Origin of the sequence: Celeribacter baekdonensis, assembly GCF_003047105.1 — a bacterium.
GTDB lineage: Bacteria > Pseudomonadota > Alphaproteobacteria > Rhodobacterales > Rhodobacteraceae > Celeribacter > Celeribacter baekdonensis_B.
Window position 1 is genome coordinate 62,638 of record NZ_CP028474.1, and the last position, 12,999, is coordinate 75,636.

Here is a 12,999-nt window from a genome sequence, read left to right on the forward strand (position 1 = left end):
GTCCTACACATCGGCAAAGTGGGTCTCAAAATCGCTCAAACCCGACCAATTTGAATGTTGGAAGCGCTAAGAATTACTGCTTCGATACCTGGTCATCACGCGAGCACTCAATGCCCATTGTGATCATGTTGATGTGGCTCGGTTTTTGTGCGCTGAAGAAACCAATGCTCAAAGATCAATACACAAGCCATGATCGCGAATGCGACCACTACAATCATTGGATCGCTCTGCCACTTTAGTGAAGCGAATACGGCAAGCACGATCGCGTCGAGACCGATTGCAGTCAACATGATCCATCCATGCGCAGAAAGCTCGGCCCTAAGGTTTCGGTACACTCCCCAGTGAATAACCATATCCATTACAAGGTAAAAGAAGGCCCCCATCGACGCTATTCGGCTAACGTCGAAGAGAATGGTCAGCAGGCTCGCAATCACTACTGTGTAGATCAGTGTATGGTCGCGGACTCCGCCTGACATCCCAAAATGACTGTGCGGGATCAATTTCATCTCTGTCAGCATTGCCAACATACGAGATACCGCAAAGATGCTGGCAATCACGCCTGATGCAGTTGCGATCAAAGCGAGCGCGACGGTCAGATAGAAGCCCGTTTCCCCAAGGGACGGTGCTGCCGCTTCCGCGAGCGCATAGTCTTTTGCTTCGACGATCTTGCCAAGCGGCAAGCTGCTTCCCACCGCAAATGCTACCAAGAGATACACCACTACGCAGACCGCCAATGAAATGATGATCGCGCGTCCGATGTTGCGGTGTGGGTCCACTATCTCGGCGCCGCTGTTGGTGATTGTCGTGAACCCTTTGAATGCCAGAATTGCCAACGCTGTGGCACCAACAAATCCGCTGAGACCCTGTGAAGCTGTTCCATCTCCTGTTGTGCCAAAAGTAAACCCGCCGGCCCAAAGCGCAGAGATCCCAAACAGAGTGATACCGCCAACCTTCAGTACCGCGAGCAACTGGGAAATCCAGCCTACAGAGCGGTTGCCCGAGATGTTGACGACATAGGCTGCGATAATGAGAGCAACGCCTATTGCCGGAACCAGTAAGCCATCTGGTGCAATGCCCAGTCCACGGAGCAAATAGTTTGCGAAGGTCCGTGCGACTAGGCTTTCGTTAATGACCATTGACAGAGCCATAAGCAAAGCCGCTGCAGCGGCTACGGCGGTTGGTCCATAGGCCTTTTGCAGGATCATTCCAATTCCGCCAGCTGACGGGTAGGCATTGGACATTCTTATGTAAGTGTAAGCGCTGAAGGCTGTAACGATGGCTCCAACGATGAACACAAGTGGAAAGGTAGGGCCGGCCAGTTCCGCAATTTGGCCTGTGAGTGCCAGAATTCCGGCGCCAATCATGACACCAGTCCCCATGGCGACGGCATCCCAAAGAGAAATGCTGCCCGCTTTATAGTCGCTATTCATCGTCGATCTGCTTTCTATTTTTGAGGGTCAAAAAGACAAAAGGCAGTGCTGTCACAACCCCAAGTCCTATCGTGATCCATTCAGCCGTTCCCCAATCCCCTGACATGGCCACAGCTCCAAAATGGGCAAGAACAAAACTCGCCGGCAAAATCCCGGCAAAAGTTGCCAGCATGAAGCGCCATAGATGAAGTTGGCTCAAGCCCGCAACATAGCTGATTGCATCGAAAGAAACGAATGGAAGCAGGCGGGACGCAAACACTGATAACATCAGAGCCTTTTGCGACCCCAACAGCCCGAACTCTGAATACTTACCCAAAAAACGCCGAACTGTGCTTCGACCGAGTTTTCGCGCGAAGACAAATGCGATTGTAGCACCGAGCTCCGAGCCTATGGCTACGTAGGCGGCTCCGAGATAGTGACCAAATGCAGCCCCGGCGGCAAGTGCGATTGGTGCGCTCGGTATGGGGCTTGCGACAATCGCGAGGGCCATGAGTGCAATAACCGCGAGGGGGCCAACGGCTCCGGCATTTTCAATATGGCGCTGCACTTCAGCCTGTGAAAAGGCGACCCCAAGATTGCTCAGAGAAACCGTGCCCGAAAAAAAACCGAAAGCTGCAAGAGACAGAACTGTTGCTATCGCCAAACAACCAATCAGGCGACCATATCCCCATGCTTGCACGATCATGTGACCGTGAACTGCGCCATCATTCCTCCATCTTCGTGTTCAAGGATGTGACAGTGATACATGAAGGGATTGGCGCGATCTGCCGTCTGCTCAAAGCTGACCAGGATATCGACTCGGCCATTTACGAGCACGGTATCCTTCCAGCCAGAATTTTGTATGCTTGGTTTCTTTCCGTTTTCGGCGAGCACCTGAAACCTCACGCCATGAACATGAAACGGGTGCATCATCATGTTTGAGGAGACTTGCCAAATCTCGGTCGCCCCCTTCGAAAGAGACAAGTCTATCCTCCCCATGTCGAAGGACTGCCCATTGATCGCAAACCGATCATTCGACCTACGCATCATCATGCCCATCCCCATTGGCATATCGAGTGTGATCTGACGTGTATTGACTGATCGGGCCTCACCGTCAGGCAGGACGCCGCCCAAGTCGGCGGGTATTTCCAGAATGCGGGCAGGAAGTCTCGCATCCACACCAAAGGGTACAACTACGAAGCTCCCCCAGCAGTGCTCGCGCCGCCCATCATCCCACCCATCATCTGATTGGGATTTGCAGAGGATACCAGCGTGCCAGCCTCTCCTCCCGAAAAATCGACGAGGACTTCGTATCGTTCGCCGGGAGCGATCACGAGGGACTCAATGGCGACAGGTTGATTGAGATAGCCACTGTCCGTCGCGATGAGGTGCATCTCGCGACGGTCAGAAAACGATAGGGGATAAATCCTCGCGTTCGAGCCGTTGAGCAAGCGCAAACGGACAATACCGCGAGGGACGACAGCCTGGGTGCCTAGCTGACCGTTAACAAGAATGACATTGCCCATGAAACCCATCATCTGATCTGGCATAGACAGGCCATAATCGATGCGGCCCTGCCGGTCGAACCGGCGGTCTTGCAGAACCAAGGTCAAATCATCGACGCCGTATGAGATCGGGAGACCCCGAGCATCGTCCCGACCGTCATCAACGTGGATCACACCGGCCAATCCCCTTTGAACTTGTCGTCCGGTGTCACCATGAACGTGCGAGTGGTACCAAAGAGTAGCGGGTGGTTGTGTCAGATCCAGTTCGGGAAACCAAGTCGTGCCCGGTTCAATGGTCTGGTGTGGGCCGCCGTCAACTTCGCCGGGTATCAGCATACCGTGCCAGTGCACCGAGATTTTCTCTGACAGCGTATTGTCGATCTGTGCTTGCGTCGAAGCTCCTGCGGGAAGACGTAGCGTAGGCCCCAAAAAGGATTGGTTGAACCCCCAGGTCTCACCGCCGCCCAGTCCTGTAAAATCGGTCTTGCCCTTTTGGGCAGTCAGACGGAAATGCCGATCGCGGGTTGCGTCGAGCAATGGTGGCATAGCCAACGCCCTGACACTCCCCTGTGCGATGGCCGCCAGCGGACCTGTGGCGAACGGCAGGCCAGCCAAGCCGGCGATGAAGGCTCTACGATTTGTCATGGTATAGCTTGTGTCTCACGCTAGCTCACTTGGGAGGGCGGCCAGTGCGGCTTCTCTTGTTACTGTCGGCAGACCTTGCTCGATCCAGCCGGATCTCCCCGGGGCGCCAAGCATCCCGCCTACGGCGTCAACAAAGCCGGCAGCTTTCGCTTCACGCAACTTGCTCATTACGAGACCTGAGCGATGGCCGGTCCGACAAATCAGGGCGACCGGGCGTCCCGCAGCAAGATCGCGGGCGTCGAAGAGGCGCTCCCCGAACCGCGGATGGGTCATGTCGATTGGCCACGCCCCCTCCGCGACGCCGGTATCTTGCCATTCCTCGGGTCTGCGGATGTCCACAAGCCTTGCCAAATCGCTTTTCAGCGCATCATGGAGAGTATCGAGCGCCCATACGTCATGGTTGTCAGCCCAAGCTGGCGAATAGGCAAGCAAGGTGCTCGATGCGAACAGGCCAAAAGTTTGACGGCGGCTCAGCATGGTCTGCCTCCTCAGTTTAGTTTATGCATTATCAACCGCAGATCGCAGCATATCGCGCACCTGCGCGGCGACTTCGTGCAGCTTCTCATTCTCGACAGCGGCCATCGAAGCCACTGGATCAACAGCGCTGATTTCAGTGCCGTTTTCGACCGTCCGCAAGATCACATTGCAAGGCAGCATCGATCCTATACGGGGCTCCAGCCCAATGGCCTCCCATGCCATATGAGGGTTGCACGCACCCAGAATGCGGTATCCATCCATGTCGCGGTCAATCTTTTTCTTCATTGTTGCCTGTACGTCGATTTCGGTCAGTACACCAAATCCCTTTTCTTTCAGGGCTTCGCGCAGGCGCATCTCCGCATCATCAATCGCCGTATTGGGCAGATGTCTGTTGTAGGTATAACTCATTTTGAGCCCTCTCGATCTTGTTCAGGCAAACCCAAAGCACCGAACCGTTGACGGGCTTACCTGAATGGGGAATTTCTGAACGACGGGGTTCAGTTGTCTTCGTCCGTCATCATTCCGGGATTTGCGGCCATACCCTGTGCCATGTTGTCGGCAGGGGCGACCATTTCGCCTTGAGAAATCTGGCCGTCGCCATCAGCATCAAGCATCTGGAAACGATCGACCATGGTCTCGCGCATCGCCTTGGCGTGAAGCGACGCGAATTCGTCAATCGAGAGCGTGCCATTACCGTCGGCGTCATAGTCCGACAGCATCGACTGAAGGCCCTCATGCGCCTCTTCGGGAGACACCGCGCCGTTTCCATCCATATCGAACATTGACATCATGTTGCCCCCCATCATCGGGAACATACCTTGACCGGTTGTGCTTGGTCCCATCATGCTGCCGTTTCCGCTCATCATGCCCGAATGCATTTGCATCATCATGCGCATCATGCCGTGCATCATCTGAAGATGCTCGGCCATCTGACTGGGATCCATCATGCCGCCACCCATCATCATTCCGGGCCCGCCCGTCCCTGCCATCGGTTGAGCAAGTACATTGGGAGAGACGCTTTCAGCGCCCGCAGCTTGGTGATGGCTGTCATCGGCGAGCGCAGCACCTGCTGTGAGAACGGCAACCAGAAGACCGGTAGAAACTTTTGTTGAGTAGGACATTTTGAAGCCTTTCCTTCTTTTGACCTCATACAACTTGGCATCAAACATTTGAATGTAAGGACGTACACCCGTGGATTTGTATCCGTCTGTCGCAATGGACAGGGGCTGATACAATTGGCGACAAAAAGGAACCTGACCGTCTGATTTCCAATGCTTTAGAAGGGCCCCATGCAACACGCGCCACATATTCTCGTCGTGGATGACCATGAACAGATCCGGAAAAGTGTAACCCGCTATCTGGAAAAGAATGGCATGCGAGCAACCGCTGCCAAGGATGCGGCGGAGATGGACGCGAAGCTGGCTGTCGGAAGCTTCGACCTACTGGTCCTGGATATCATGATGCCTGGCGAGGATGGCCTTTCCGTTTGCCAACGTCTGTCAAGCGAAGGGCGACTGCCGATCATCATGTTAACCGCGCTCGGTGAAGATGCGGACCGTATTGTCGGTTTGGAGATCGGTGCGGACGATTATCTTCCCAAGCCGTTTAATCCACGCGAACTCCTTGCGAGGATCAAAGCCGTCCTGCGAAGAAGCGAGCACAAAGAGGCCTTCACCGGATCTCTGAGCGGCCGCAAAGTCCGCTTTGCACACCTTACCTTGGATGTAGACCGGCAGGTGCTTCTCGACGACGCGGGACAAGAGACCGCTCTTACGGTCGCAGAATTCAAACTGCTGACGGTCCTTCTGGAGCGCCCTCGGATGGTGTTGAGCCGCGATCAGTTGCTAGATCTTTCTCAGGGCATTTCCGCTGGTCCGTTGGACAGGAAAATTGACAACCAGATTTCGCGCCTTCGGCGAAAGCTCGAGCCCGACATTCTCCGTCCACGTATTATCAAGACGATCAGAAGCGGCGGCTACTGCCTGTCGGTCGACGTCGAGGTGTCCGAATGATCTGGCGGCTCCTACGATCTCTCCGGGTCCAACTCGTTCTTCTCATCATTATCGCGTTGGGGATCGCACAGTTTGTCAGCCTGTGGCTCTTCGCCGATGAACGAAGCCTCGCCATACGGGCTGCTCTTGGGTTTGAGGCAGCTGGACGAGCGGCAAATGTTGCGCGCTTGATTGAAGAGGCACCCGCTGACCTGCGCCCATCAATTATCCGCGCGGCGAACTCGCCCCTTGTTCGCTTTGACCTCGGGACGAAGCCGCTTGTGCAACATAGCGACCATTCGGATGGCGGGTTGGTTGAAACCCGCGTCCGCGCACTCCTGAACGACAGCTACAGTCGCGACATTCGTGTGGAGCTTCACCAGATCCAAGGCGCGATCCTGCCGCTACCGAACCTTTCGCACGAAATGACCGAGATGCACTTGGCCATGATGCGAGGTGAACTGTCCGCAATCGAGATGAACCTTTCAATTTCGATCGCCGGCGGCCAGTGGTTGAACGTAAGTACGCGCTTTGAGCGTCCGCCGATCCAGTGGCCGCTTTATTCCATGCTGACATTTGGTCTGACGGCAATGGCCCTGTTGGTCGCAGTGAGCTGGTTTGTCATGACCGGACTGCTGGGCCCTCTGCGGCGATTGGCCTGGGCGTCGGAACGATTGGGGCGTGGAGAAGACATAGACGCGTTGCCAGAACGGGGACCCCAGGAGGTTCGGGAGCTGACCGCTGGTTTCAACCGTATGCAGGACAGGCTGACACGGTTCGTTGCCGACAGAACGAGGGTTCTGGCGGCCCTTGGACATGATCTTCGATCTCCGCTCACCGCAATGAGAGTACATTCAGAAATGGTAGAGGAAGACGAAACCCGAGAGAGTCTCGTCGCAACCGTCGAAGAAATGCAGTCGATGGTGGAAGCAACCCTTACCTTCGCGAAAGGTCTCTCAGGGAACGAACCAATGCAGGATGTTGACCTGCAATCGTTCCTAGAAGCTCTGCGGGGGGATATGGTCGTACCGTTTGTGCTCTCTGACGGCCCCGAAGTCACGGTTCGATTGCGCCCCAATGCCATTCGACGCGCATTGCGAAACGTGATCGAGAACGCGGTGCGCTACGGCGGGTCCGCAACCCTGGGCTGGATATCAGCCGAGGGGGAAATAGAAATTTCCGTCACTGACAGAGGGCCGGGGATTCCAACCGCAGAATTGGAACGCATATTTGACCCATTCTTCAGGCTTGAAGAAAGCCGATCTCTGGAAACCGGCGGGCATGGGCTGGGCCTGTCGATCGCAAGGTCCATTCTTCGTGCGCAGGGTGGGGAGATCAGTCTGGCGAACCACCCGGACGGGGGGCTTATCGCGACAATTCGATTGCCAGTTGCTGAAACATGAAATGACAGAAAAGGAAACCGACATGCTTAGACTTACCAACACAACCGCAGCATTCACACTGTTCGCGACGACCGCCATGGCGGACCCCGGCGGAGATTATTACGGCCACATGTGGGGCGGTGGATTTGGAATGCTGGGAGGGCTGATGATGATCGTGTTCTGGGGCGTGATTATTGCGCTGATATTCTTCGCCGTTCGCTGGTTCAGCGAAAAGGGCCGTGCCTCCGGGTCGAGCGCGCATGACATTCTCAGGGATCGCTTCGCGCGCGGTGAGATTGATGAAGACGAGTATCGCAAGCGCAAAGCCGCTCTAGACGACTGAGAAAGTGATCACCAGTCGACCCCACTGCTAAAGATCGTGAGGCTCCTATGACCCCGGAACTCGGCCATTTTGTGCTGGCCCTCGCATTGGCGTTGGCCCTCGTCCAATCGACTATTCCTCTTTTCGGCGCGGCCCGGGGCAATCTTCTCTGGATGCGTTCGGCCCGGTCGACTGCTTTTGGGCAGGTCGTCTTCGTCGGACTTGCCTTTGCAGCCTTGATGCGCGCTTTTGTTGTCTCTGATTTCACTGTTTTGAACGTTGCGAACAATTCGCATTCGCTGAAACCAATGATCTTCAAAGTCGCGGCGACTTGGGGAAGTCATGAAGGATCGTTGCTTCTCTGGGTCTTCATTCTGACCATCTTCGGTGCTGCGGTTGCTGCTTTCGGCTCAAACCTACCGGAAACACTTCGAGCGCGAACTTTGGCAATGCAGGCATGGATCAGCGTCGGGTTCCTGTCCTTCCTTCTCTTCACATCCAATCCGTTCGAGCGCGTCTTTCCTCCGCCGCTTGATGGCGCTGACCTCAATCCTCTGCTCCAGGATATCGGCCTCGCGATGCACCCGCCTCTGCTGTATTTTGGATATGTCGGTTTCTCGATCGTCTTTTCGTTTGCAGCCGCAGCCTTGATCGAGGGACGGATCGACACAGCCTGGGCAAGATGGGTTCGACCCTGGACACTGGCCGCGTGGATCAGCCTGACTGCGGGGATAGCTCTGGGATCGTGGTGGGCATATTACGAACTGGGTTGGGGTGGATGGTGGTTCTGGGACCCGGTTGAAAATGTCAGTTTTATGCCCTGGCTTCTCGGGACAGCACTTCTCCATTCGGCGATTGTCACTGAAAAGCGTGACGCGTTCAAAAGCTGGACAATCCTACTCGCGATCTTGACGTTTTCGCTGTCACTCCTCGGCACATTTGTGGTTCGGTCTGGCTTGCTGACCTCTGTGCATGCTTTTGCCGTGGATCCGGAGCGAGGCCTATACATTCTTGGCCTGCTTGCGATTTCAATTGGTGGCTCACTTGCACTCTATGCGTGGCGGGCGCCAATGATGGAAGGTGGCGGGTTGTTTAAGCCGATTAGTCGAGAGGCAGGGTTGTTGCTAAACAACCTGATCCTGGCTACAGCGACTGGCACGGTTCTGTTCGGTACGCTTTATCCGCTGTTTCTCGAAGCCGTTTCTGGTGACAAGATTTCCGTCGGTCCGCCGTTCTTCAATGGCGCGTTCGTACCAATGATGCTCCCCTTGGTTTTTGTCATGGGTCTGGGGCCGTTTTTGTCCTGGAAACGAGCCGATCTCGTCGGAGTGCTTCAACGTGTCCGCTTCGTGGTGGTGCTGGCGGTGCTGGCAACGCTCGCAATTTGGTATTTCGCCAAAGGCGGGCCCGTGTTGGCATATCTTTCGATCCTCATCGCGCTTTGGTTGTTTTTTGCTTCCTTACGTGAATGGGCGCTGCGGGTTCGTTTGTTCGAGGTTCCGCTCCAGGAAAGCATCCGGCGTGCCCGCAATTTGCCCCGCGCGGCGCATGGAATGACGCTCGCTCATGCGGGAGTTGCGGTCTTGATGATCGGCATGATTGGCTCTTCGGTTTGGAAATCTGAAGAGATCGCATTTGTAGAGCCCGGCACGAGTGTCAACATTGCGGGATTTGATGTCACATTTGAAGGTGTGCAGCGCGTTCGTGGCCCGAACTATATTGCGGATCAGGGAACCCTGCGCGTCGAAAGGGGCGGCTCTTTCGTGACGGCTCTCAAACCTGAACGGCGCAGCTATCCGGTCGCACAAAGTACGACAACAGAATCGGCGATACGGTCAACCCTGGCGGGAGACCTATACGCTTCGATCACGGAACCCTCTCTGGACAAAGCCGAAGAGAGCGGTGCCTGGACTCTGCGTATTCTCTATGAGCCATTCGTCGGCTTGCTTTGGTTGGGTGCGGCCATGCTTGTCATAGGCGGCAGTCTGTCCTTGTCCGATCGCCGCTTCCGGGTCGGGGCACCCCAAAGCTCCAAGGCACGATCCACGAAACCGGTCGCAGCGGAGTGAGCAATGAAACGATCTGTAGCGATTATTCCCTTGGTACTGGCAGTGATTGTCGGCGGATTTTTCTTGTGGGGCCTGAATCCCAATCGTGACCCAAGCGAGATTCCTTCGGTTCTCATTTCTCAGCCAGCTCCCTCGTTCATTCTCGGGCCGGTGCCGGGTCTTGATGTACAGGGACTGTCTCGGGAAAACCTGCTCGGAAACCCAACGCCAGTCGTCGTTAATGTGTTCGCTTCCTGGTGCGTTCCCTGTCGTGCCGAACACGCGGTTCTGAGCGCTTTGGTTGAGCGCGATGGCGTGCGTTTGTTCGGGATCAACTACAAGGATCAACCGGTAGACGCGGTCAATTGGCTTCAAAATCTCGGGAACCCGTACGAACGTATTGGCTTGGATCTGTCAGGTCGTGCCGGGATCGAGTGGGGGATTTCGGGTGTGCCCGAGACATTCATTGTCGGAGGCGATGGAACGGTGCTCTACCGATACGTCGGCCCGATCGTCGGTGAAGAGGCTGTATCAACCTTTCGCCAGGCTCTCCGACAAGCGGGTGTGTTAGAGGAGAGGAGCTGACATGCGTCGTTTTTTCCTTGTGTTGGCACTCATCATGCCAATGTCTGCGCAGGCTGTTGAGCCCGACGAAATCCTCTCCGATCCAATCCTCGAGGCTCGGGCACGGGAGGTTTCCAGGCAGCTTCGCTGCGTAGTTTGCCAAAATCAGGATATTGACAGCTCGAACGCCGGCGTTGCGCGCGACCTACGACTTTTGGTCCGGGAACGGTTGGTTGCGGGTGACACGAACGAAGATGCAATTGCTTTCATCCAAGCGAGATACGGCGATTACGTTCTACTGAAGCCTCCGTTTAAACCCGAGACCTACGCTCTCTGGTTTACCCCCCACTCCTTGGGCTCTTGGCTCTGGGGATCGGTGGCGGCATCCTGATGGGCTCTCGAAAAAGAAAAAAAATCGCAGACCTGAGCGATGACGAGGAGGCCGAGGTCGCACGCATTTTCACTTCATCCAGCGAAGGGGACCACCGATGATATGGATTGCAATGGCAGTCCTCGCCTTGACTGCCTCAGGTATTGTTGCGGCTTCGGCGTGGAAGCCTGCCTTGGTGCAAGGTCCGGCCGAAGACAGGACTCTCGCAGTTTTGAAGGACCAGTTGTCTGAAGTCGATCGGGATGCTGAACGCGGCCTGCTTTCTGTCGCAGAGGCGCATGCGGCGCGACAGGAAATCAAGCGGCGGGTTCTCTCCGTGGGGAGAGTAAAAAACACCGGGGAATCCAACGGCGGCGGCAGGGTCATACTCATGGCTGCTGCGGTCTTTGTGCCGCTGTTCGCGGCGGGGTATTACAGTTTTGCTGGAGCGCCAAACCTATCCAGCATCGCTTTCGAGGATCGCCAGGCAGAGGTCGCGCAAAATCGTGAAATCGAAGCGTTGGCGCAGAAGCTATTGCAGCGGTTGCAGGCGGATTCAGAAGGCGGAGCCTTGGAGGGCTGGATGCTCCTTGGACAGACCTTCATGAAATTGGGCCGCGCTTCGGATGCCGCATCGGCCTACGAGCGTGCAACACAATCCATGAATGCCGATTCTGCTGTGTTTTCGATCTATGCGGAAGCTCTCATCGTTTCCGAACAGGGGATCGTGACACCCCAAGCGAAGCGGGCCATTGCAAGAGCACTTGAGCTCGATCCGACCAATCCTGCTGGAACTTTTTACGATGCTGTCGGGCTTGCGCAAGCGGGTGCGAATGAGCAGGCCTACAATCGTCTTCTCACGCGATTGGACGAAGTGGATGGGTTCGCACCCTGGATGGAAACATTTGTCGCGGAAGCAAACCGGATAGGTGCGGCACTGGGCCGAGCGCCTATCAGTTTGTCGGATTATGCTCCAGTAATGTCAGGCAATTCGCCCGGCCCCACTGCTGCAGATGTCGAAGCGGCCAGCCAGATGGATGATGTCGATCGAGATGCATTTATCCGATCCATGGTGGAACGTTTGGCAACACGCCTTGAGGCTGAACCAGACGATATCGATGGATGGATGCGTCTTGGCAGGGCCTACAGGGTGCTCGGCGAAACTGACCTCGCCTTGAACGCGTACAGTCGAGCCAAAGAGCTATTGGTGCCCGTTTCCTCCGAAGACCCGCGCCAAAGTGTCATTTTGCAGTCCTTGGAAGAACTCCAGTCGGGCCAATAGCCCGCGGAAGCTTCACTCGCGATGAACAAACCATGAGAGAGCACGAACGGCGTATGTGCACGATCCGACCTCACCCGAATGACTAGAAAGAATGTCCATGCCTTTGTCCGCACTTCCGTTCCCAAATATCGGGCCGGATATATTTTCGGTTGAGATCGGCACGTTTACGTTGACTCTCCGCTGGTATGCGTTGGCCTATATCATCGGCCTTCTCGTCGGCTGGAGAATTTGTGTTGCCACGGTCAAACGCGCCGCTCTGTGGCCTGCATCGGGCGCCCCGCTAACACCGCGCCAAATTGAGGATCTTTTGACCTGGATTATCATCGGGGTGATCGTTGGCGGGCGGTTAGGGTTCGTGATGTTCTATCAGCGCGGGTTCTATCTTGCCAATCCGTTAGAAATTCTGAAGGTCTGGCAAGGGGGAATGTCATTTCATGGTGGGTTTGCTGGCGTAACCATTGCCGCGCTTGTTTATGGCATCCGTCAGCGTATGCCGCTCCTGAGCATGGCTGACCTTCTCGCTCTGGCAACGCCTCCGGGCTTGTTCTTGGGCCGGATCGCAAATTTCATAAACAATGAACTATGGGGCCGCCCATCGGACATGCCCTGGGCCGTCATATTTCCCGGTGACGCAGCGCAATCATGCCCGGGAATAACCGACATTTGCGCACGGCATCCTTCGCAACTGTACGAAGCCCTTTTGGAAGGCCTGTTGCTTGGCTTCGCTCTCCTATTCCTTGCGTGGCGGCGCGGATGGCTTAGGACACCAGGGGCAATTTGCGGGCTCTTCCTGGCCGGATATGGTTTTGCGAGAAGTTTTGTAGAGTTGTTTCGCCAGCCCGACGCTCAATTCGCAGACGTGAACAATCCGATTGGGTATGTTGTGCAGTTTGGTGACTGGGGGCTTACGATGGGGCAATTCCTTTCCTTGCCGATGTTAGCCGCGGGATTTGGATTACTTTGGCTGGCGCAGAAGCGGTCCGCCATAGGATCGGCATCTTAGG

General features: G+C 55.7%; 14 protein-coding genes and 1 pseudogene. 8 read left to right on the plus strand and 7 right to left on the minus strand.

Annotation, left to right across the window (positions count from 1 at the left end):
* Nucleotides 1-107: 107 nt before the first annotated feature.
* The 7 genes from DA792_RS02900 to DA792_RS02925 form a co-directional block, all read right to left on the minus strand.
* Nucleotides 108-1,430 (minus strand): APC family permease, encoded by a 1,323-nt coding sequence (locus tag DA792_RS02900; RefSeq protein WP_009573609.1) that lies wholly within the window; start codon nt 1,428-1,430, stop codon nt 108-110.
* A complete protein-coding gene (locus DA792_RS02905; RefSeq protein WP_009573610.1) occupies nt 1,423-2,115 on the minus strand; it encodes a TVP38/TMEM64 family protein in 693 nt (230 codons plus the stop codon). Before DA792_RS02905 ends, DA792_RS02900 begins: the two co-directional genes overlap by 8 nt.
* Nucleotides 2,112-2,462, minus strand: a complete 351-nt coding sequence (locus DA792_RS22675) for a multicopper oxidase domain-containing protein (RefSeq protein WP_254679236.1) — start codon at nt 2,460-2,462, stop codon at nt 2,112-2,114. The genes DA792_RS02905 and DA792_RS22675 overlap by 4 nt, the downstream gene beginning before the upstream one ends.
* A 140-nt stretch (nt 2,463-2,602) precedes the next feature.
* Complete coding sequence (locus tag DA792_RS02910) at nt 2,603-3,559, minus strand: multicopper oxidase domain-containing protein (RefSeq protein WP_254679237.1); 957 nt, start codon at nt 3,557-3,559, stop codon at nt 2,603-2,605.
* Nucleotides 3,560-3,574: 15 nt separating this feature from the next.
* On the minus strand, nt 3,575-4,036 hold the full coding sequence (locus DA792_RS02915; protein ID WP_009573612.1) for a rhodanese-like domain-containing protein: 462 nt from the start codon (nt 4,034-4,036) through the stop codon (nt 3,575-3,577).
* Nucleotides 4,037-4,057: 21 nt separating this feature from the next.
* On the minus strand, nt 4,058-4,444 hold the full coding sequence (locus DA792_RS02920; RefSeq protein WP_009573613.1) for a DUF302 domain-containing protein: 387 nt from the start codon (nt 4,442-4,444) through the stop codon (nt 4,058-4,060).
* Between the two features lie 89 nt (nt 4,445-4,533).
* The gene (locus tag DA792_RS02925; RefSeq protein ID WP_107718029.1) at nt 4,534-5,364 is read right to left on the minus strand and encodes an EF-hand domain-containing protein; all 831 of its coding nucleotides are present in this window, start codon (nt 5,362-5,364) and stop codon (nt 4,534-4,536) included.
* Between DA792_RS02925 and DA792_RS02930 the strand changes: the two genes are divergently transcribed.
* From DA792_RS02930 to lgt, 8 genes and pseudogenes are all read left to right on the plus strand, one after another.
* Nucleotides 5,326-6,048, plus strand: a complete 723-nt coding sequence (locus DA792_RS02930) for a response regulator (RefSeq protein ID WP_009573615.1) — start codon at nt 5,326-5,328, stop codon at nt 6,046-6,048. The two genes, DA792_RS02925 and DA792_RS02930, sit on opposite strands and share 39 nt — an antisense overlap.
* On the plus strand, nt 6,045-7,430 hold the full coding sequence (locus DA792_RS02935) for an ATP-binding protein (protein WP_009573616.1): 1,386 nt from the start codon (nt 6,045-6,047) through the stop codon (nt 7,428-7,430). The genes DA792_RS02930 and DA792_RS02935 overlap by 4 nt, the downstream gene beginning before the upstream one ends.
* Nucleotides 7,431-7,452: 22 nt before the next feature.
* The gene (locus DA792_RS22395) at nt 7,453-7,752 is read left to right on the plus strand and encodes an SHOCT domain-containing protein (protein WP_193217634.1); all 300 of its coding nucleotides are present in this window, start codon (nt 7,453-7,455) and stop codon (nt 7,750-7,752) included.
* Between the two features lie 47 nt (nt 7,753-7,799).
* Nucleotides 7,800-9,800 (plus strand): heme lyase CcmF/NrfE family subunit, encoded by a 2,001-nt coding sequence (locus DA792_RS02945; RefSeq protein WP_009573618.1) that lies wholly within the window; start codon nt 7,800-7,802, stop codon nt 9,798-9,800.
* A 3-nt stretch (nt 9,801-9,803) separates the two neighbouring features.
* Complete coding sequence (locus DA792_RS02950) at nt 9,804-10,364, plus strand: DsbE family thiol:disulfide interchange protein (RefSeq protein ID WP_107718031.1); 561 nt, start codon at nt 9,804-9,806, stop codon at nt 10,362-10,364.
* 1 nt (nt 10,365) lies between these two features.
* Nucleotides 10,366-10,835 (plus strand): annotated as a pseudogene (locus DA792_RS02955) (cytochrome c-type biogenesis protein).
* Nucleotides 10,832-11,995: a c-type cytochrome biogenesis protein CcmI gene (ccmI, locus tag DA792_RS02960; protein WP_009573621.1), complete on the plus strand. Its 1,164-nt coding sequence runs from the start codon at nt 10,832-10,834 to the stop codon at nt 11,993-11,995. Before DA792_RS02955 ends, ccmI begins: the two are co-directional and overlap by 4 nt.
* Before the next feature lie 97 nt (nt 11,996-12,092).
* Entirely contained in the window at nt 12,093-12,998 is a 906-nt protein-coding gene (gene lgt, locus DA792_RS02965) for a prolipoprotein diacylglyceryl transferase (protein ID WP_009573622.1), read from the plus strand.
* Nucleotide 12,999: the final 1 nt, after the last annotated feature.